At 72.9% G+C, this 19,272-nt stretch carries 21 protein-coding genes; 15 read left to right on the top strand and 6 right to left on the bottom strand.

Annotation, left to right across the window (positions count from 1 at the left end):
• The first annotated feature begins 43 nt into the window (after window positions 1–43).
• From QQ657_RS47405 to QQ657_RS47380, 6 genes are all read left to right on the top strand, one after another.
• Window positions 44–874 carry a DUF4097 family beta strand repeat-containing protein gene (locus QQ657_RS47405; RefSeq protein ID WP_284749000.1) on the top strand — a complete coding sequence of 277 codons (831 nt, stop codon included), beginning with the start codon at window positions 44–46 and terminating at the stop codon, window positions 872–874.
• Between the two features lie 116 nt (window positions 875–990).
• Window positions 991–1,896 carry an ABC transporter ATP-binding protein gene (locus QQ657_RS47400; protein ID WP_284748999.1) on the top strand — a complete coding sequence of 302 codons (906 nt, stop codon included), beginning with the start codon at window positions 991–993 and terminating at the stop codon, window positions 1,894–1,896.
• Complete coding sequence (locus QQ657_RS47395; protein WP_284748998.1) at window positions 1,893–2,654, top strand: ABC transporter permease; 762 nt, start codon at window positions 1,893–1,895, stop codon at window positions 2,652–2,654. Before QQ657_RS47400 ends, QQ657_RS47395 begins: the two co-directional genes overlap by 4 nt.
• A complete protein-coding gene (locus tag QQ657_RS47390) occupies window positions 2,654–3,709 on the top strand; it encodes a hypothetical protein (protein ID WP_284748997.1) in 1,056 nt (351 codons plus the stop codon). Before QQ657_RS47395 ends, QQ657_RS47390 begins: the two co-directional genes overlap by 1 nt.
• Window positions 3,706–4,389 carry a response regulator transcription factor gene (locus QQ657_RS47385; RefSeq protein ID WP_434056854.1) on the top strand — a complete coding sequence of 228 codons (684 nt, stop codon included), beginning with the start codon at window positions 3,706–3,708 and terminating at the stop codon, window positions 4,387–4,389. The genes QQ657_RS47390 and QQ657_RS47385 overlap by 4 nt, the downstream gene beginning before the upstream one ends.
• Entirely contained in the window at window positions 4,386–5,831 is a 1,446-nt protein-coding gene (locus QQ657_RS47380) for a sensor histidine kinase (RefSeq protein WP_284748995.1), read from the top strand. The genes QQ657_RS47385 and QQ657_RS47380 overlap by 4 nt, the downstream gene beginning before the upstream one ends.
• Before the next feature lie 3 nt (window positions 5,832–5,834).
• On the opposite strand, the gene QQ657_RS47375 is transcribed toward QQ657_RS47380, so the two are convergent.
• The 4 genes from QQ657_RS47375 to nac form a co-directional block, all read right to left on the bottom strand.
• Entirely contained in the window at window positions 5,835–6,875 is a 1,041-nt protein-coding gene (locus QQ657_RS47375; protein ID WP_284748994.1) for an L-idonate 5-dehydrogenase, read from the bottom strand.
• Between the two features lie 10 nt (window positions 6,876–6,885).
• Window positions 6,886–7,653 (bottom strand): SDR family oxidoreductase, encoded by a 768-nt coding sequence (locus tag QQ657_RS47370; protein WP_284748993.1) that lies wholly within the window; start codon window positions 7,651–7,653, stop codon window positions 6,886–6,888.
• Window positions 7,650–8,606, bottom strand: a complete 957-nt coding sequence (locus QQ657_RS47365; RefSeq protein WP_284748992.1) for a 2-hydroxyacid dehydrogenase — start codon at window positions 8,604–8,606, stop codon at window positions 7,650–7,652. Before QQ657_RS47365 ends, QQ657_RS47370 begins: the two co-directional genes overlap by 4 nt.
• 98 nt (window positions 8,607–8,704) lie before the next feature.
• On the bottom strand, window positions 8,705–9,610 hold the full coding sequence (gene nac / locus QQ657_RS47360) for a nitrogen assimilation transcriptional regulator NAC (protein ID WP_284748991.1): 906 nt from the start codon (window positions 9,608–9,610) through the stop codon (window positions 8,705–8,707).
• A gap of 188 nt (window positions 9,611–9,798) precedes the next feature.
• On the opposite strand from nac, the gene QQ657_RS47355 reads away from it, so the two are divergent.
• From QQ657_RS47355 to QQ657_RS47325, 7 genes are read left to right on the top strand one after another with little or no spacing between them, the layout of a single operon-like run.
• Complete coding sequence (locus tag QQ657_RS47355) at window positions 9,799–10,560, top strand: LamB/YcsF family protein (protein ID WP_284748990.1); 762 nt, start codon at window positions 9,799–9,801, stop codon at window positions 10,558–10,560.
• A 1-nt stretch (window position 10,561) separates the two neighbouring features.
• Window positions 10,562–11,266, top strand: a complete 705-nt coding sequence (locus QQ657_RS47350; RefSeq protein WP_284748989.1) for a 5-oxoprolinase subunit B family protein — start codon at window positions 10,562–10,564, stop codon at window positions 11,264–11,266.
• Window positions 11,259–12,242, top strand: coding sequence for a 5-oxoprolinase subunit C family protein (locus QQ657_RS47345; RefSeq protein WP_284748988.1), 984 nt, complete (start codon window positions 11,259–11,261; stop codon window positions 12,240–12,242). Before QQ657_RS47350 ends, QQ657_RS47345 begins: the two co-directional genes overlap by 8 nt.
• Before the next feature lie 19 nt (window positions 12,243–12,261).
• On the top strand, window positions 12,262–13,563 hold the full coding sequence (locus QQ657_RS47340; RefSeq protein ID WP_284748987.1) for an MFS transporter: 1,302 nt from the start codon (window positions 12,262–12,264) through the stop codon (window positions 13,561–13,563).
• A gap of 38 nt (window positions 13,564–13,601) precedes the next feature.
• On the top strand, window positions 13,602–14,348 hold the full coding sequence (locus QQ657_RS47335) for an SDR family oxidoreductase (protein WP_284748986.1): 747 nt from the start codon (window positions 13,602–13,604) through the stop codon (window positions 14,346–14,348).
• Window positions 14,345–15,556, top strand: a complete 1,212-nt coding sequence (locus tag QQ657_RS47330; protein WP_284748985.1) for an aspartate transaminase — start codon at window positions 14,345–14,347, stop codon at window positions 15,554–15,556. Before QQ657_RS47335 ends, QQ657_RS47330 begins: the two co-directional genes overlap by 4 nt.
• Window positions 15,553–16,212: a 4-carboxy-4-hydroxy-2-oxoadipate aldolase/oxaloacetate decarboxylase gene (locus tag QQ657_RS47325; protein WP_284748984.1), complete on the top strand. Its 660-nt coding sequence runs from the start codon at window positions 15,553–15,555 to the stop codon at window positions 16,210–16,212. The genes QQ657_RS47330 and QQ657_RS47325 overlap by 4 nt, the downstream gene beginning before the upstream one ends.
• Here the strand turns inward: QQ657_RS47325 and QQ657_RS47320 are convergent.
• Complete coding sequence (locus tag QQ657_RS47320) at window positions 16,209–18,101, bottom strand: potassium transporter Kup (protein WP_284748983.1); 1,893 nt, start codon at window positions 18,099–18,101, stop codon at window positions 16,209–16,211. The genes QQ657_RS47325 and QQ657_RS47320 overlap by 4 nt on opposite strands.
• Before the next feature lie 161 nt (window positions 18,102–18,262).
• Here QQ657_RS47320 and QQ657_RS47315 point away from each other — a divergent pair, with 161 nt between their 5' ends.
• Together QQ657_RS47315 and QQ657_RS47310 are read left to right on the top strand one after the other, a co-directional pair.
• Window positions 18,263–18,655, top strand: a complete 393-nt coding sequence (locus QQ657_RS47315; protein ID WP_284748982.1) for an SDR family NAD(P)-dependent oxidoreductase — start codon at window positions 18,263–18,265, stop codon at window positions 18,653–18,655.
• Window positions 18,628–18,987 (top strand): SDR family oxidoreductase, encoded by a 360-nt coding sequence (locus tag QQ657_RS47310; RefSeq protein WP_284748981.1) that lies wholly within the window; start codon window positions 18,628–18,630, stop codon window positions 18,985–18,987. Before QQ657_RS47315 ends, QQ657_RS47310 begins: the two co-directional genes overlap by 28 nt.
• Here QQ657_RS47310 and QQ657_RS47305 read toward each other — a convergent pair.
• Window positions 18,969–19,265: a helix-turn-helix transcriptional regulator gene (locus tag QQ657_RS47305; protein WP_284748980.1), complete on the bottom strand. Its 297-nt coding sequence runs from the start codon at window positions 19,263–19,265 to the stop codon at window positions 18,969–18,971. The genes QQ657_RS47310 and QQ657_RS47305 overlap by 19 nt on opposite strands.
• Window positions 19,266–19,272 lie beyond the last annotated feature (7 nt).

Raw genomic sequence — 19,272 nt, 5'->3', positions numbered from 1 at the left:
GGTCTCAACACACCACAGGGACTACTCCACAAGGGGAACCGCCATGACCGTCTTCACCACGCCGGAACCGATCACCGCCACGCTCACCACCGCCGGCGCCCACGTGCGGATCGCCGCGAGCGAACGGCCGGACACGGTGGTGCGGGTCGAACCCGTGAACAGCGCGAGCAAGTCGGACATCAAGGTCGCCGAGCAGACCGAAGTCGCCTTCGCCGAAGGTGAGCTGACGATCAAGACGAACAAGCCCGGCGCCAAGAGCGGGTCGGTCGCCATCACCGTCGAGCTGCCGGCCGGGTCGGCGCTGGTCCTGGAGACCGCCTGGACGGACGTGCACGCCGACGGCCGGCTGGGCGCCTGCTCGCTGGACATGGCCTCAGGCCGGGTGAAGCTCGCCCACGCCGACGCGCTGCACGGCCGGCTCTCGTCCGGTGAGGTCGAGGTCGGCCACGTCGCCGGGACCGCCGACCTCGACGGCGGCACGGCCGGTGTCCGGATCGGCGAGGCCGGGGGCACGCTCCGGTACGTGGGCGCGAGCGGCCGGGTGTGGCTCGGCCGAGCGCACTCCGACGTCGACTTCACCGGTTCCGGCGGCAGCTTCACCGTCGACCACGCCGACGGCAGTGTCTTCGCCAAGGCGGCGAACTGCCCGATCCGGATCGGGCGCATGACGAGCGGCCAGGCGGACCTGACCAACGCCGCGGGCGGCATCGAGGTCGGCATCGCCGCGGGAACCACCGCGTCGGTGGACGCGGACAGCACGAAGGGCGCGGTGCGCAACTCCCTGCCGGAGAACGCGGCCGAGTCCGCGGACCACGTCAAGATCCACGCCCGCACGCGTCTCGGCGACATCGTCATCCACCGCGCGGACGCCTGAGCCGGGATCGATTTCCGGTGAACGCCGCGGCCGGAACCCCGTCCGGCCGCGGATCTCCCAGAGTTCTCCCAGAACCTCCCAGGAACCGGCCAGGCGGGCGGGCCAGGCTCGCCGCCATGACCACCATCGAAGTACGCGGCCTGACCAAGCGGTACGGCCCCGACACCGTCGTGGACGACCTGTCGTTCACCGTGGCGCCCGGGCAGGTCACCGGGTTCCTCGGGCCGAACGGGGCCGGCAAGTCCACGACCATGAAGATGATCCTGGGCCTCGCCGCGCCGACCCGGGGTTCCGTCAGCGTCGGCGGGCGCCGCTACCGCGACCTTCCCGTGCCCCTGACCGAAGTCGGCGCGTTGCTCGACGCCGGCGCCGTCCACGGTGGCCGGAAAGCCGGCGATCACCTGCTGGCGCTCGCGGTGAGCAACGGGCTCCCCCGCCGCCGCGTCGGCGAGGTGCTCGCCCGGACCGGCCTGGAAGGCGTGGCCGGGAAACGGGCCGGCGGGTTCTCCCTCGGCATGCGCCAGCGCCTCGGCATCGCGGCGGCGCTGCTCGGCGACCCGCGCGTGCTGATCTTCGACGAGCCGGTGAACGGGCTCGATCCCGAAGGCATCCGGTGGATCCGCGACTTCATGCGCTCGCTCGCCCGTGAAGGCCGCGCGGTGCTGGTGTCGAGCCACCTCATGAGCGAGATGGCGCAGACCGCCGACCACCTCGTCGTCATCGGCCGGGGCCGGCTCGTCGCCGACACGGCCGTGAGCGAGCTCGTGCGCGGCGAAGGCACCGTGCTCGTCCGCACGCCGGACACCGGTTTCGGGCGGCTGCTGGTCACCGCCGGCGCCACCGTGCGCGAAGGAGTCGAGGCCTCGCTCGTCGTCTCCGGCCTGACGAGCGGGGAGATCGGCAAGCTCGCGGCCTACCACGGCGTCGCGCTCGCCGAACTCACACCGCAGCGCGTCTCCCTCGAAGACGCCTTCATGGAGCTCACCAAGGACAGCGTCGAGTACGAAGGAGCGAACGCGTGACCTTCGCCCATTCCGTCCACGCCGAGTGGATCAAGCTCCGCAGCCTGCGCTCGACCTGGTACACCGTGGCGTGCCTCTTCGGGGTGGGGCTCGGCATCACGGCGCTGGCCATGAACGCCGCCGCGAAGACCTACGCCGAGGACCCGCAATCCTGGGACCCCACCAACCGCAGCCTGACGTCGTACATCGTCGCGCAGCTGATCATCGGGGTGCTGGGCATCCTGATCGTCACCTCCGAGCACGCGACCGGGCTGATGCAGACGTCCCTGATCGCGACACCCCGCCGGAACCGGCTGCTGGCGGCCAAGGTCGTCGTGGCCGTCGGTGTCGCCGTGGTGGCGGGCCAGGTGCTGATGTTCGGCGCCTTCTTCCTCGGCCAGACCGTCCTGGCCGCCCAGGACCTGCCGCACGCGCGGTTCGGCGACCCCGGCGTGCTCTCCGCCGTGACGGGCGGCGGGCTCTACCTGGCCGCGATCGCGTTGCTCGCGGTCGGGCTCGGCACGCTCATGCGCGCCACCGCGGGCGCACTCGCCACCCTCGTCGGGATCGTCTTCCTGGTGCCCGCCCTCGCCGGTCTCTTCCCGGCGTGGCTGCGCGGGATGTTCTTCTACTGGCCCACCCTCGGCGCGTCCGCGGTCTTCAAGACGGTTCCCGACCCGGACTTCCCGCACCCGTGGCTGAACCTGGCCGGGATGTGCGCGGGGGTCGCGGTCGTGCTGGCCGTCGCGTTCGCGGTGTTCCGGCGCCGGGACGTCTGATGCGGGAGGTGTCCCGGGGCCTGGCCGCCGCCGTCGCCGCGCTGCTCGCCATGGCGGGGGTCGCGGCGGCCGGCCTGGCCCTCCTCGGCACCGGCGGCGCCGGGCTCACCGCGGCGGTCGTCGCGCTGGCCGTGGGCGCCCCGGTGGACGTCGAGGCGATGCCGGCAGGCGGGCTCCCGGTCGCCCTGCACGGCGGCCTGCACGTGATCCCGCTCGGGGTTTCCCTGGTGGGCGCGGTGGTTCTGGGTTGGCTGCTGAGTCGCCGTGACGGCGAGTTGCTCGTCCGTGGCGCCGTGGCGACAGTGGCGTTCTCCGTGGGACTTGCGGTGATCACGTTACTGGCCAAGGGAAATCTCGCGCTTCCGGCAGGCGCCGGCGGGCCGAAGGGCTGCGTTTCCACCGGGTCGAGGCTGCCGTTGCCCGGTCACCTGGACGCCGGGTTCTCCGTGGCCGTCGGACCGGCGGTGCTGGGCGCGGCGATCTTGGCGCTCGCCGTTGTCGGCGCGTGCTGGCTCATGACGCGGTTTCCGTTCGTGGCAAAGGGTTTTCGCGTGCTGCGGTGGCCGGTGGCCGTGCTCGTCGCCGGGTGCACCGCCGCTGCCGGGGCGTTCGGCGGCGCCGCGGCGGCCGGGGGTGTGCTGCTCGTCCTCCCCCAGCTGGTGACCGGCGCCGTGCTGCTGGGGCTCGGCGTGCCGTGGACGGTGGACCCCGCGCTCCCCTGCGTGCCGGATCTCGGGCACTTCACGCCCGGGCTCTGGGTGTCCGGCGCACTTCTGCTGGTCTCCGTCCTCGTCCTCGTCGTCCGCCGCGGCCGCCCGCTGCGCCGGGCGGCGGCCGTCAGCGCGGTGACGGGTGGCGTGGCGGTCGTCATGACGCTGCTCTCGTGCGTTTCGGCCGACGTCTCGGTAACCGCGTTCAGCTTCTCGGTGCCGGTCCTGGACGTACGGCTCACCGCGAACCCGCTGCTCGCGCTCGCGGCCGGCGCGCTCGCCGGGTTCGCGGGCAGCCTGGTTCTCAGCGCGCTCTCCGTATCCTCGCCGGCATGGAAGCGATGAGTGCCGAACGGCTGCTGGTGGTCGACGACGAAGCCACCGTCCGCGAGCTGCTGTCGGCCGCGCTCCGGTTCGCCGGGTTCCGGGTGACGTCCGCGGCGACGGCGGGCGAAGCCGTCGCCGCGGCCACCGCGGAACCACCGGACCTGGTGCTGCTCGACGTCATGCTGCCGGACCTGGACGGCTTCGAGGTGGTCCGGCGGCTGCGCGAGCGGCGCATGCCGGTGCCGGTTCTGTTCCTCACCGCGCGGGACGGGCAGGCCGACAAGGTGACCGGCCTGTCCCTGGGCGCCGACGACTACGTGACGAAGCCGTTCGACCTGGCGGAGCTGATCGCGCGGATCCGCGCGATCCTCCGCCGGACCGCCGGGCACCCCGCCGACGTCCTGGCAGTGGGCACCCTCGCCCTCGACGCCGAAGGCCACCAGGTCACGCGCGCGGGAAAGCCCGTGCGCGTGTCCGCCACGGAGTTCCGGCTGCTGCGCTACCTGATGGAGAACGCCGGCCGCGTGGTGTCCAAGGCGCAGATCCTCGACCGCGTGTGGCGCGACGACTTCGGCGGCGACGCCAGCATCGTCGACACCTACATCTCCTACCTCCGAAGGAAAGTGGACATCGAGGAGCCCAAGCTGATCCACACCGTGCACGGCGTCGGCTACGTGCTGCGGGAGCCCCGGCGGTGAGGCGGCTGTCGCTGCGGGCCCGGCTGCTCCTGCTCACCGCGGGCCTGCTGCTGGCCGGCCTGACCCTCGTCAGCACACTCGTCTCCGGCCGGCTGGAACAGTTCCAGCTCGACCGGCTCGACGGCCAGCTCCGGTCGATGACGGAGCTCATCTCGCGGGCGGCGGGCCCGCCGCCGGCCGAGACCCCCGCCGTGCGGCCGGATCTCGTCGACCCCGCGCTCGACCTGTTCGGCACCCCGTACGTCGTCTACCTGGACGCGAGCGGCGCGGTCGCGGGCGGCCTGCACTCTTCGCGGGTGGCCGGCGCGACGCTGCCGCCGTTCGACGCGCTGCGCACGGTCCCCACCGACGGGACGGCCGTGGACCTGAGCGCCGCCGACGGGTCGCAGCGCTGGCGAGCCGTCGCGCGCCCGGCGCTGCGCTGGGGCGGGACGGTGGTTTCGGCCGCGCCGCTCGCCGAAGCCGACGCCACGATCACCCAGCTGCGGGTGAGCAGCCTGGTCACCGGCGCCGGGTTGCTCGTGGTGCTGACGGCGGCCGGCTGGTTCGCCCTCGGCCGGGGCCTGCGGCCGCTGCGCCGCATCGAGCACACGGCGGCCGCGATCGCCGGCGGCGACCTCACCCGGCGGGTGCCGGTCCTCGCGTCACCCGGGACGGAGATCGGGCACCTCGCGGCGTCGCTCAACACCATGCTCGGCCAGCTGGAAGGGGCCTTCGCCGACCGGGCGGCGTCCGAGGCGCGGATGCGCACGTTCGTCGCGGACGTCAGCCACGAGTTGCGCACGCCGTTGTTCGGCATCAAGGGGTCGACGGAGCTCTACCGGATGGGCGCGCTGCCCGAAGCGTCCGATGTGGACGCCGCGATGCACCGCATCGACCGCGAAGCGACCCGGCTCACGGCGCTCACCGAGGACCTGCTGCTGCTCGCCCAGCTCGACGAGGCCCCCGAGGACCAGCTCGACCGCGCACCGATGGACCTGCGCACCCTCGCCGTCGACGCCCGGCACGACCTGCGGACCCTGGATCCCTCCCGCGAGGTCGCCCTGACCGGGCCGGGCGGGACCGGGTTACCGGGCCCGGCCCCGGTCGACGGGGACGAAGCCCGGCTGCGGCAGGTGGTGACCAACCTGGTGGGCAACGCGGCCGCCCACACCCCACCGGGCACGCCGGTCCGCATCGGCGTCGGCACGGCGGAGGGGCGCGCGGTGCTGGAGGTGGCGGACGACGGCCCGGGGATGACGGCCGAGCAGGCGGAGAAGGTGTTCAACCGCTTCTACCGGGCCGACCGGTCGCGGACCCGCACGGGTGGCGCGGACGCGGGCCTGGGGCTGTCGATCGCGCGGTCGCTGGCCCGGGCGCACGGCGGGGAGGTCGAGCTGGAAACCGTCCTCGGGGAAGGCGCCCTCTTCCGGCTCGCCTTGCCGCTGCCGGCCCCGGATTGAGCGCTACTCACCGGTGAAGTCGATCAGCACCTTCGAGGCCACCGCGCGGTCGCCGGCGACGTCGAAGGCCGCGACCGCTTCGGCGACCGGGAACCGGTGGGTGACCACCGGGTCCACCGGCAAGCCGCCGGCCAGCAGCGTGAGGGCGTCGTCGAACTCGGTGTCGAAGCGGAACGCGCCGGTCAGCGTGATCTCGCGCGTCACCACGACGTTGCCCGGGAAGCCCGTCTCGCCGGTCGGGAGCAGCCCGAGCAGGACGACCGTGCCACCACGGCGGATCCGGGCCACGCAGGTCGCGAGGCCCGCCGGGGCGCCGGACGCCTCGATCGCCACGTCGGCGTCCGCCGGCCAGGCCGGGTCGTCCGGACGGTCGGCGGGCACCGTCGACGTCGCGCCGACCAGCTCGGCGACCTTCAGCGGCTGCGGAAGCAGGTCGCTCACGACGACCTCCGCCGCGCCCGCGTGCCGCAAGGCGGCCACGACCAGGCAGCCGATCGGCCCGGCGCCGGTGACGAGGACCCGCTTGCCACGGACGTCCCCCGCCCGGCGGACCGCGTGCAGCGCCACCGACAACGGCTCGGCCAGCACGGCCCGATCGAGGGAGAGCCCGGCGGGAAGGACGCGGACCTGGCCGGCGGGCACCACGAGCCGCCGCGTGAACCCGCCCTGGACGTGCGGGGTGCGCGCCGCGCTGCCGAGGTAGCGGGACCGGGCGCAGACGTTCCGGTGGCCTTCCCGGCACTCTCGGCACTCGCCGCAGGGCGTCGCCGGGTGGACCGCCACCGGGTCCCCTTCCGCCGGGCCGGTCACCCCGGGCCCGAGGGCCGCGACGTGGCCGACCACCTCGTGCCCGAGCACCATCGGCTCGCGCACGGTGAAGTCGCCGACCGCGCCGCGGTGGTAGTAGTGCAGGTCGGACCCGCAGATCCCGCCGTACGCGACCGCGACCGCCACCTCACCCGGACCGGGCTCGGCCGGGACGCGGTCCTCGATCCGCAGATCGCCCGCTCCGTGCACGACGCACGCTGTCGAAGAAGAAGTCATCGAACCCACCTCAGAGCACCGAGAGCATGCCGCCGTCGACGTACAGCAGCTGCCCGTTGACGAACGCGGACGCGTCGGACGAAAGGAAGACGAGCGCGCCGACGAGGTCTTCGACGCGACCCCAGCGCCCGGCCGGCGTGCGGCCGCGCACCCAGGCGCTGAACTCCTCGTCGGCGACCAGCGCGGCCGTCAGCTCGGTCTCGAAGTACCCGGGCGCCAGGCCGTTGACCTGGATGCCGGCCGGCCCGAGGTCGGCACACATCCCCTTGGTCAGCAGCTTCAGCCCGCCCTTGGTCGCGGCGTACGGCGCGATGCCCGGGCGGACGGTTTCGCTCTGCACCGAACAGATGTTGACGATCTTCCCGCGGCCGCGGGGCTGCATCCGGCGGGCGACCTCACGCCCGACCAGGAACGCGCTGCTGAGGTTCGTGTCGAGCAGCCGGTACCAGTCCGCGTCGGAGAACTCGGTGAACGGCGCCCGGTGCTGGGCCCCGGTGTTGTTCACCAGGATGTCGAGCGGCCCGGCCCGGTCCTCGACGCGGGCGATGCCCTCGGCCACCGCGGCCGGTTCGGTGACGTCGAACGGTGCGGAAAGGACCGTCCCGACGTCGGACAGCTCCTTCTCGGCGCGCTCCAGCGCGGTGCGGTCACGGCCGTTGAGGACGACCACGCAGCCCGCTTCCAGGAGCCCGCGCGCCAGTGCGAAGCCGATTCCGCGGCTGGAGCCCGTCACGAGCGCGACGCGGCCGGCGATGTCGAACAGCGGATGGCTCGTCACGCGGGCACCGCCTCGGGGATCGGGGTGCGGGCGGGCCGCCCGGCGAGGACGTCGAGGAGGTTGTCGACGGCCAGGTCGACCATCGCCGCGCGAGTCGCCTCGGTGGCCGACCCGACGTGCGGCAGCGCGACGAGCCGGTCGGCCGCGACGAGGTCGGCCACGTCGGCGCCAAGGGGTTCGCGCTCGAAGACGTCGAGCCCGGCCGAGTGGAGAACGCCGGAGCGCAGCGCCGCCAGCAGCGCGGCTTCGTCGACGACGCCGCCGCGGGAGGTGTTCACCAGCGTGGCCGTCGGTTTCATGGTCCGCAGCTCGGCGGCGCCGATGAGGTGCCGGGTGGCCGGGGTCAGCGGCACGTGCAGGGAGACGACGTCGGACTCCGCCAGCAGCGCCGGCAGGGGGACGCTGTCCGGGGCGGCCGGGTCGTGGTGCAGCACGCGCATGCCGAACCCGGCGGCGCGACGCGCCATCGCGCGGCCGATCTGCCCGTACCCGACCAGGCCGAGCGTCGCGCCGTGGACGTCCAGGCCGAGGTAGCCGTCCATCGCGAAGTGGGTCCACCCGCCGGAAGTGAGGCTGTCGCGGGCCGGGCCCAGCCGGCGGCGCGCTTGCAGGACGAGCGCGAACGCCAGGTCGGCGGTCGTTTCGGCCAGCACGCCCGGGGTGTGCGTGACGACGACGCCGCGCTCGCGGGCGGCGGCCTGGTCGACCGCGTCATAGCCCATGCTGGCCAGGCTCACCACGCGCAACGCGGGACCCGCGGCGTCGAGCAGGGCCGCGTCGACGTGGTCGTTGCCCAGGCACAGGATGCCGGCCACCCCGGGGGCCAGCCGGGCGAGGTCGCCCGGCTGGGGACGGCCGGCGCCGGTCCAGCGGACCAGGTCCACGTGGGCGCCGAGCCGGCCGAGGCCGGTGCCGGGAAGATCCCCTCGGGTGCTGAGCACACGCTGCTTCACATTCGCTCCTCGGGCCGGGAATCCGATCTCCGGAAAACATTAGGCAGCGCGGTGCCGGGCCGACAAATAGCGATTTACGGTGGCGTGATGCGTTCGCCTTATCGCTGTTCTTCTTCGTCGAACGCGGTGATCAGTTCATGGAAGAGGTCGTGGACGACCAGGGCCGGCTCCGACAGCGGCTGGTGGTCGGACGTGCACAGCGAGAGCTGGACCTCGATCGCCGGGGCGATGCGCCGGACGACCAGACCGCTGACGTCGAGGATCGCGCGCGCCGCCGACCAGGGCAGCACGGTCGCGCCCAGGTCCGCCGTCACGGCGTTGACCAGGGTCAGCGCCGATTCGATCTCGCCGACCACGCGCGGGGCGAGCGACGCCTGCGCGAACGCGGCGTCGACGACCTGGCGGATGGTGTGGATCCGGCTCGGCAGCAGCAGGTCCACCTCGGCGAGCTCTTCCACCGTGACCTCCTCCCCCGCTGCCGGCCCGGTGCCCGCCGAGATCAGCAGCAGGTCCTCGGTGCGCATCGGCTCGAACTGAACGCCGCGGATCGGGCCCGCGCCGTAGATGAACGCCATGTCCATCCGGCCGGTCATGATGGCTTCGCTGATCACGCCGCCGAAGTTTTCGTTGATGTGCAGGACGATCTCGGGATAGCGCTCCCGCACCGCGCGCAGCAGCGGCAGTGCCAGCGCGGCGCCGGTGCTGTAGGGGGCCAGGCCGACCGACACGCTGCCGGCCGGCGCGCGGCCGCCGACGTCCACCGCCGCGTGGGCCTGCTCGACCTGGCGCAGGATGAGCTGCGCGTGCCGGTACAGCGCACGGCCCGCCTCGGTCGGCACCACTCCGCGCTTGCTGCGGATCAGCAGCCGCTGCGCGAACTCCGTCTCGAGCGTCGACACCTGCTGGCTGAGCGCCGGCTGCGCGATGTGCAGGATCGCCGCCGCGCGGGTGATGCTCCCCGCGTCGACGATCTTGACGAACGAGTACAGGCGCCTGGTGTCCACAGTGTTCCTCCCGGTGCGAGCCGAGCGTCATCGTACGGGGCCGGGGTCATAGCGAACCGCGATCACGTCAGCCGGAACGGGTATTTGCCGCCCTCCCGACCGGGGATTACCGTCACCGAAACGCGCTTTCACCGGCGGCCCGAAATGCTTCCGGGCCGAGGCTCTCCCGTGCTTTCCGGAGGCTCTTCATGACCGCGAAAATCGATCTCGTCGCCGATCTCGGCGAGGGTTTCGGCGCCTACACCCTCGGCGACGACGAGGCACTGCTCGACATCGTCAGCTCCGCCAACATCGCTTGCGGCTTCCACGCCGGCGACCCGTCCATCATGGACACGACGGTCCGCCGGTGCGTGGCGCGGGACGTCGGGGTCGGCGCCCACCCGGGCTTCCCCGACCTGGCCGGGTTCGGCCGGCGAGCCATGGACCTCACCGCGGACGAGGTGCGCACCGCCGTGCTCTACCAGGTCGGCGCGCTGCGGGCGTTCGCCGCCGCGCACGGCACCCGGGTGGCGCACGTCGCGCCGCACGGCAGGCTCGGCAACCTGGTCGCCACGCGCGCGGACTACGCGGCGGCCGTCGCCGAAGCCGTCGTCTCGCTGGACCCGGGCCTGATCGTGCTGGCCCAGGACGGCGAACTCGCCGACGCGGCCCGCGCGCGCGGCCTGCGGGTCGCGATCGTCGGGATCGCGGACCGCGCCTACCGCGACGACGGAACCCTGGTGCCCCGCGGTGAGCCGGGCGCAGTCCTGCACGAGCCGGCGGAGATCGCGGCCCGCGCCGTCCGGCTGGTCACCGAAGGAGTCCTGGAAACCGTCGGCGGCTCGGAGCTGAAGGTCGCCTGCGACACCGTCCTCCTGCACGGCGACACCCCGGGCTCCGTCGCCGTCGCGCGCCGGGTGCGCGACGACCTGCGCGCCGCCGGCGTCACCGTCGAAACCCTGGGCGGCTGAGGTGGACCACGGCCTGCGCATCCGGGACGCCGGCGACTCCGCCGTCATGGTGACGGCTTCGCACGGCGACGAGGCGCACCGGTGGGAAACGGTGCACGCCCTCGCCGACGCCCTCGAGACGGCCGGCATCGACGGCGTCCACGGCCTCGTCCCCACCTACGACACCCTGCTCGTCGAGTTCGACTGCGTCCGCGTCGGCCACGTCGTCGTCCGCCGGGCCATCGCCCAGGCGGCCGGGGCGGCGCGGTCCCGGCTCGCGGCACCCGCCCGGTTCGTCGTGCCGGTGGTCTACGGCGGCGACCACGGCCCCGACCTGGCGATCGTCGCGGAGCGGCTCGGACTGTCCGAACAGGACGTGATCGACGCGCACAGCGGCGAAGATCTGGTGGTCCGCTGCCTCGGCGCGCCGGTCGGAGCGCCCATGATGGACGGTCCGGCCTTCGGCAAACCCGTGCCCCGCCTGGCTTCCCCGCGCACGAGCGTGCCCGCCGGCTCGGTCGCGGTCGCCGGGCGCCAGGCCGTGATCTGCCCGCTGCCCTCCCCCGGCGGCTGGCCGCTGCTCGGCCGCACCCCGCTGCGGGTGCTGGACCTCGGCGCCGACCGCCTGACCGCCTACCGGCCGGGCGACCGCTTCCGGTTCGTCCCGATCGACGCCACCGAGTGGTCCCGGTACGCCGGGCGGCCGCTGGAGGCCGTCGATGCCTGACACCCTCACCGTCACGCGGGCGGGCCACGCCGTCGTCCAGGACCTGGGCCGGTTCGGCCGGTCCCGGTCGGGACTGCCGGTCAACGGCGCGCTCGACCAGTACTCGGCCCGCGTCGCCAACGTGCTCGTCGGCAACGCCGAGAACGCGCCGCTGGTCGAGATCACCGCGCTCGACTTCGGCTGCACCGCTTCGGCCGACGTGCTCGTGGCCGTCACCGGCGCACCCGCCGAGGTGACCGTGGACGGTTCGCGGCGAGCCCGGTGGGAGCCGTTCACCGTCCACGCCGGACAGACCCTCCGGATCGAGGGCATCCGCGACGGCCTGCGCGTCTACCTCGCCGTGCACGGCGCCGTGACCGCGACCTACCTGCTCGGCAGCTGTGCCCCGGACACGATCCTCGGGTTCGGCCGCCGGCTCCACGAGGGCGACGAACTCGCCCTGACCGCCCGGCTCCCGCCGCTGGAGCACCCCGTGTTCCGGCACCCGGTGTTCCGCCTGCGCCCACCGGTGCCGCGGTTCGGCGAGCCGTGGACCGTCGACGTCACCGACGGTCCCGACGTCGCCGACTTCGGGGCCAGTACCGGACGGCTGTACGCCGAGCCGTTCACCGTCACCGCCCGCAGCAACCACGTCGGCCTGCGCCTGGCCGGCCCGGTCCCCCGCCGGGAGACCACCGGCGAGGTCCTCTCCCGCGGCGTGCCGGTCGGCGCCGTCGAGGTCCCCGCCGGCGACGAGCTGCTCGTCCTGCACCGCGGCCGCGGGGTCACCGCCGGCTACCCCGTGCTCGCGGTCGTCACCACCACCGGCCTGTCCGCCCTCGGCCAGGCCCGGCCCGGGCAGACCGTCCGGTTCCGGCGCCGCACCGTCGAAGATGCCGTCTCCGCGCGGATTTCCCAGCACCACGCCATCCGGGCACTCCACCGTCGAGTGTCCACAGTGTTCCACGCCCTCCGCATCCCCGTCCCCGCCCACTGAGGAGACCATGATGAGTACCGTGGCCGCACACTCCGACTCCCCCGTCGTCGACGCCAGGACCGCGCGCCGCATCACCGCGGCCGGCTGCGTCGGCATCTTCGCCGAGCTCTACGACAACGGCATCTTCGGCTTCATGGCCGCGACCCTGGCCACGGTCTTCTTCCCGGACTCGCAGAACGCCGTCATGCTGGTGTTCATCGGCTACGCCGTGTCGTTCTTCTTCCGGCCGCTCGGCGGCATCATCTGCGGCCAGCTCGGCGACCGCATCGGCCGCCAGCGGATGCTGGTGTTCGTCATCCTGCTGATCAGCGTGGCCACCGCGGCGATCGGCGTCCTGCCGAGCTACGCCGCGATCGGCGTGGCCGCCCCGATCCTGCTGCTTCTGCTGCGGGTGCTGCAGGGCTTCTCGGTCGGCGGCGAGGCCGCCGGGGCGATGACGTTCCTCGCCGAGCACGCGCCGGAAGGCAAGCGAGGTCTCTACACGAGCTTCGCGCAGATCGCGTCGTTCCTCTCGCTGCTGACCGGCACGCTGATCGCGGCCGCGATGACCAGCGGCCTTGGCGCGCAGCGGATGCACGACTTCGGCTGGCGCATCCCGTTCCTGCTGGCCGTACCGCTGGGCCTCACCGGCATCTACATCCGGCGGCGGATCAGCGACACCCCGCGGTTCACCCGCCTCAAGGAGGAGGGCGGTCTGTCGGCCAACCCGCTCAAGGAGGCGTTCTCCTCCCCCGAGCACCGGCGCGCGATGCTGCTCGCGCTGTTCATCCCGCTGATGAACGGCTCCGGCTACTACGTCCTGTTCACCTTCATGCCGACCTTCATGAGCAAGAACCTGAAGTTCGGCACGGTTTCGGGCCTGCTGGTCACGGCGTCGAGCCTGGTCGCGATCTCCGTCGCCATCCCCTTCATGGGCAAGCTGTCCGACCGCGTCGGGCGCAAGAAGGTCCTGCTCGGCGCGGCCGCCGCGATGATCGTCGCCGGTATCCCGTGCTACGCGCTGATCGCCACCGGTTCGGTCGGGCTCGCGATCCTCGGCGCCTGCGTGATGGCCGTGATCTTCGCCGGCCACACCGGCGTCATCCACATCCTGCTGGTCGAGCTGTTCCCCACCCGTGTCCGGTACTCCGCCTACGGCCTGGGCTACAACATCTCCTCCGCGCTGTTCGGCGGCACCGCTCCCCTGCTGATGACCTACCTCATCGCCCAGACGCACAACGTCTACGTGCCCGCGTTCTACGCCGTGCTCACCGCGCTCGGCACGCTGATCGCCGTCTCGCGGGTGCAGGACCGCGCGCACGTCCCGCTGCGCGACGCCTGATCCCGGTTCCCGCCCCCCACCGATTCCGGAGGACTCCCATGCCCTTTTCCGACTATTCCACCGCGCTGGTCACCGGCGCCTCGACCGGGATCGGCGCCACGGTCGTCGAGCGCCTGGCGAAACAGGGCCTGCGGGTCCACGCCGTCGCCCGCGACACCGAGCGCCTGAACGAGCTGGCCGAGCGCACCGGCTGCATCCCGCACGCGCTGGACCTCACCGACACCGCCGCGCTGACCGAGCTGACGCGGGGCCTCGAGATCGACGTCCTCGTCAACAACGCCGGGGTGTCGAGGACCGGCAACATCCTGACCGTCGACGAGTTCGGCGTCGACGAGCTCGTCGCGGTCAACGTCCGGGCCGTGCTGCACCTGGTGCGGCTGCTCATGCCGGGCATGGTGGAACGCGACCGGGGCCACATCGTCAACATCAGCTCGATCGCCGGGGTCTACAACTTCGGCGGCAACACCGTCTACCACGCGACGAAGGCGGCGGTGCACACGATCTCCCGGCAGCTGCGGGTGGACGGGTTCGGCAAGCGGGTACGCGTCACCGAGATCTGCCCGGGCCGCGTCGAGACCGAGATCTTCGGCAGGCTGCTCGGCGACATGGACGCGGCGCAGCGCGAGTTCTACGACGGCTACGAATCCCTCAAGCCCGAGGACATCGCCGACGCCATCGAGTTCGCCGTCGACTCGCCGCGGCACGTCAACATCGGCCACATCGAGATCCTGCCGACCTTCCAGGTACCGGGCGGGCTGGAGTTCGAACGGCGGAGCGACGCATGACCCTCGCCCAGCGCGTCACCCGCATCCAGCCCTCACCCAGCACCGCGGCCGCGCAGCGGGTCCGGGAACTGCGGTCGGACGGCGTGCGGATCGTCGACCTGACCGTCGGCGAACCGGACTTCGACACCCCCGAACACGTGAAAACCGCAGCGGTGGAAGCGATCCGGCGGGGCGACACGAAGTACACGCCCGTGAACGGCACGCCGGAACTGCGGCGCGCGATCGCCGCGAAGCTCGCCCGGCGGCACGGCCTCGACGTCCCGCTCGACCGGATCGCCGTGGGCGGCGGCGCGAAGCAGGTCATCTTCCTCGCGCTGACGGCCACGGTGGACCGCGGCGACGAGGTGATCGTCCCGGCGCCGTACTGGGTGTCCTACCCGGACATGGTGCTGGCCAACGACGGCACCCCGGTCGTCGTCGCCTGCCCGGCCGAGCGGGGCTTCAAGCTGACCGCCGACGCGTTGCGTGCCGCGATCACCCCGCGGACGGGCTGGCTGGTCCTCAACACCCCGGGAAACCCCACCGGGGCGAGCTACACGCACGCGGAGCTGGGCTCGCTGGCCGAGGTCCTCCTGGACCACCCGCACGTCCGGGTGCTGACCGACGAGATCTACGACGAGATCCGGTACGAGCCGGGGACGGCGGCCACCCTCACGCAGGTGGAGCCGCGGCTCGCGGACCGCGTCCTGATCACCAACGGCGTCTCGAAGACGTACGCGATGACGGGCTGGCGCATCGGCTACGGCGCCGGCGCGCCCGACGTCGTCGCGGCGATCAACAAGCTGCAGTCCCAGATCTCGTCGTGCCCGTCGTCGATCTCCCAGGCCGCGGCCGTCGCGGCGCTCGACGGGCCGCAGGACTTCGTCGAGGAGACCGTGGCGGTCTACCGGACCCGGCGCGACCGGACGGCCAAGCTGATCGACGCCGTCCCACTGCTCTCGTGCACACCGCCCGACGGCGGGTTCTACCTCTTCGTCGACTGCGCCGGCACGTTCGGGCACCGCACGCCGGACGGCACGGCGATCCGCACTGACGCGGACTTCGCGCGCTACCTGCTCGAAGCGGAGCAGGTGGCCGTGATCCACGGCGAGGCCTACGGATCGCCCGGCTACTTCCGCATCTCCTTCGCCACGTCCGACGAGGTGCTCGCCGAAGCGTGCACCCGCATCGCGCGCGCCTGCGCCGCCCTCACCCAGGAGCCGTCATGACCGAGTTCGACCGTCCCGACCCGGCCCTGGTGAAGGAACTGGGCCGGCATTCCGCGGCCACGATCCACGAAGCGCAGGGCCGCCGCGGGGCGCTGGCGTCGTCGATCAAGCCGGTCGACCACCGGATGTCGCTGTGCGGCCCGGCGTTCACGGTGCGCTGCGCCCCGCGCGACAACCTGATGCTGCAGGTCGCGATCGCCTCCGCCCGGCCGGGCGACGTCGTGGTGGTCTCCGCCGGTGAGTACGCCGAAGCCGGCTCGTTCGGCGACGTGCTGGCGAACGCCTGCCTGGCCAAGGGCATCGCCGGCCTCGTCACCGACACCGGCGTGCGGGACACGGCGGAGCTGCGGGCGCTCGGGTTCCCGGTGTTCTCCTACAGCGTGTCCATCAAGGGGACGGTCAAGGAGACGGTGGGCCCGCTGGCCGAGCCGGTCCTGATCGGCGGCGAGCTGGTCCGCCCGGGCGACGTCGTCCGCGGCGACGCCGACGGGGTGGTCGTGGTCCGGCAGGAGGAGCTCGGCGAGGTCATCGAGGCCTCGCAGGCCCGTGAGGCGGCCGAAGCGGAGTACATCGCGGCGTACCGCGCCGGGAAGTCGGTGATCGAGGTCAGCCGCCTCGCCCCGGTCCTCGAGGCCAAAGGGTTCACCGCGGGCTAGACGTCGATGTGGGAGCCCATGATCACCGTGCGGTCCCGGGGCAGGCCGAAGTACTCCGCGGCGTCCGCGGTGATGTAGGACGTCGCGATGAACAGCCGCTTGCGCCAGCCCGCCATCGTCGGCTCCGGGCCGCGCTGGAGCTCGATCTTGGACAGGAAGTACGACGCCTCGTCCAGCCGCAGCCGCCCTTCGGTCTGCGCTGGGTCGAGCAGGGCCAGCGCGCCTGGGACGTCCGGGGTCTCCATGTAGCCGTAGCGCGCGGTGACGAACACGATCCCGTCGTCGGCGTGGCCCAGGTCCTCGACGCTCACCCGCTCCTCGGCCGGCACGCGCGGGACCGGCTCGGTCTCCAGCGACAGGATCACGACCTGCTCGTGCCGCACGTGGTTGTGCTCGGCGTTGGCGCGCAGGGCCAGCGGTGCCGTGCGGCCGCCGCGGTTGAGGAACACGGCCGTGCCGGGGACCCGCTGCGTCGGTGTCTCCCGGTCGCTCAGCTCGTCGATGAACTCGCGCAGCGGCCCCTCGCGGCGTTCTCGCTCGGCGGTGACGATCCGGCGGCCGCGCTGCCACGTCGTCATGATCGTGAACGCCGTGAGGCCGATCAGCAGCGGGAGCCACGCGCCGTGCACGAGCTTGGTCAGGTTGGCCGCGACGAACAGCAGGTCCACGGTCAGCAGGACGGCCGCGCCGGCGCCGAGCAGCCAGCGCGGGGTCCCCCACCTCGACCGGGCGATGAAGAAGAACAGCAGGGTCGTGATGGTGATCGTGCCGGTCACCGCCATGCCGAACGCGAACGCCAGCGCCGTCGAGCTGCGGAACGCGAAGACGAGCGTCAGCACCGAAACCATGAGCAGCCAGTTGATCCACGGGACGTAGATCTGGCCCCGCTCGGTCTCCGACGTGTGCGCGATCCGCAGCCGGGGCAGGTACCCCAGCTGGGCGGCCTGGGCGGCGACCGAGTACGCGCCGGTGATGACCGCCTGGGAGGCGATCACCGTCGCCGCCGTCGCCAGCACCACCATCGGCAGCCGGCCCCAGCTCGGCACGAGCAGGAAGAACGGGCTGCTGATGTTCGCCCCGTCCTCGAGGATCAGCGCACCCTGCCCGAGGTAGCTGAGGACGCACGCGGGCAGGACGAGGAACAGCCAGCCCCGGGTGATGGCCCGCCGGCCGAAGTGGCCCATGTCGGCGTACAGCGCTTCGGCGCCGGTGACCGCCAGCACGACCGCGGCCAGCGCGAAGAACGCGATGTCGAAGTGCCCGGCCATGAACCCGATCGCGTACGTCGGCGAGAGCGCCTTGAGGATCTCCGGGTGCCCGGCGATCCCGGCCACGCCGCACGCGCCGATCACCCCGAACCAGGCGATCATCACGGGCCCGAACACCCGGCCGACCGCGGCGGTGCCCCGCCGCTGCACCAGGAACAGCCCGATGATGATCACGGCGGTGATCGGCACGATCCAGGCGTCGAGGCCGTCGGAGACGACCTTGAGGCCCTCGACCGCGGACAGCACCGAAATCGCCGGGGTGATCATGCTGTCGCCGAAGAACAGGGCGGCGCCGAAGATCCCGAGCCCGGCCAGCACCAGCGCGGTCCGGCCACCTCGCGACCCGCGCCGCAGCTGGGTGATGAGGGCCATGATGCCGCCCTCGCCGTCGTTGTCGGCGCGCATGGCCAGCAGCACGTAGGTGACGGTCACGATGACCAGCACCGACCAGAAGATCAGCGAGACCACGCCGAACACGTTGTCCGCGCTCACCGGGACCGGGTGCGGGTCGCCGGGGCTGAAGACGGTCTGCAGCGTGTAGATCGGGCTGGTGCCGATGTCCCCGAACACGACGCCGAGCGCGCCGACCACCAGCGCCGGCCGCACGGTCTCCTGTTTCACGGGTCCGGACCCTACTGGTCCACTTCGGCCGGACGCGTTCTCCGCGCCGCGCCGCACGAGGGTTCCCCCGAAATTTACGGGTCCTTAGCGCCGGTTCACCCGAGGGAAGTCCGGCGAACGGATGACGTCACCGGCCGCCGTGGCGAGCTACCGTGGCAGGGATGAGCGGATTGAGCGGGCAGACGGTCGTGCTGGTCGGCGGCAGCGCGGGCATCGGCCTGGAGACGGCACGGCTGGCACGCGCCGAGGGCGCCGACGTCGTGCTCACCGGCCGCGACCCCGGCAAGCTCTCGCAGGCCGCGGAAGCCGTGGGTGCGCGGAGCACGGCCGCGTTCGACGCCTCACGACGCGGCCGCGGTGGCGAGCTTCTTCGCGGACCTGCCCGGCACGGTCGACCACGTCCTGATCACCGCGGGCGGCCCGCACTACGGGCCGCTGCTGGAGATGACCGCCGACGACGTGCGCACGGCGCTCGGCGGCCACATCTCGGTCGCGCTCGAGGTCGCCCGCCACGCCGCCCCGAAAGATGCGCCCGGGTGGCTCGCTGCTGCTGATGGGCGGCACCGGCGGCCGCCGCATCGGGCACGGGCTCGGCATCGTCCCGGCCGCGACCGCCGCGCTGCCACCGTTCACCGCGGCCCTGGCGCTGGAGCTGGCGCCGGTGCGCGTCAACCTGATCGCCGCGGGGTTCGTCGACACGCCGTTGTCGGCGACGCTGCTCGGCGACAAGCTGGAGGAGCGCCGGGCCGAGTTGCGGGCGACGCTCCCGATCGGCCGCGTGGTGAGTCCCGCGGACGTCGCCGCGCTGGCGGTCCACCTCATGACGAACACGGCGCTCACGGGCGCGACCTACGACATCGACGGCGGTCAGCAGTTCGTCTGGTGACGCCGGACCGGGCCGAGGGCCTCGACCAGCTCCGCCACCCGGTGGTGCGCCTCCAGTGGGTGACGCAGGCGGCTTTCCGGGTGGATCGTGTAGTGGTTGCGGCGGCCCACGCGCTCGCGTTCGACGTAGCCGTCCGCGATCAGGTCCGCCAGGATGAGCTGCACGCCACGTTCGGTGATGCCGACGCGCTCGGCGATGTCGTGCAGCCGGTGGTCCGGATCCTCCGCCAGGCACAGCAGAACGTGTGCGTGGTTGCTCAGGAACGTCCACGTGGCCATGCGCACA

The sequence above is a fragment of the Amycolatopsis ponsaeliensis genome (genome assembly GCF_030182635.1).
In the GTDB taxonomy this organism is placed as follows: Bacteria; Actinomycetota; Actinomycetes; order Mycobacteriales; family Pseudonocardiaceae; genus Amycolatopsis; species Amycolatopsis ponsaeliensis.
This window is presented reverse-complemented; position numbering and strand designations above follow the sequence as displayed.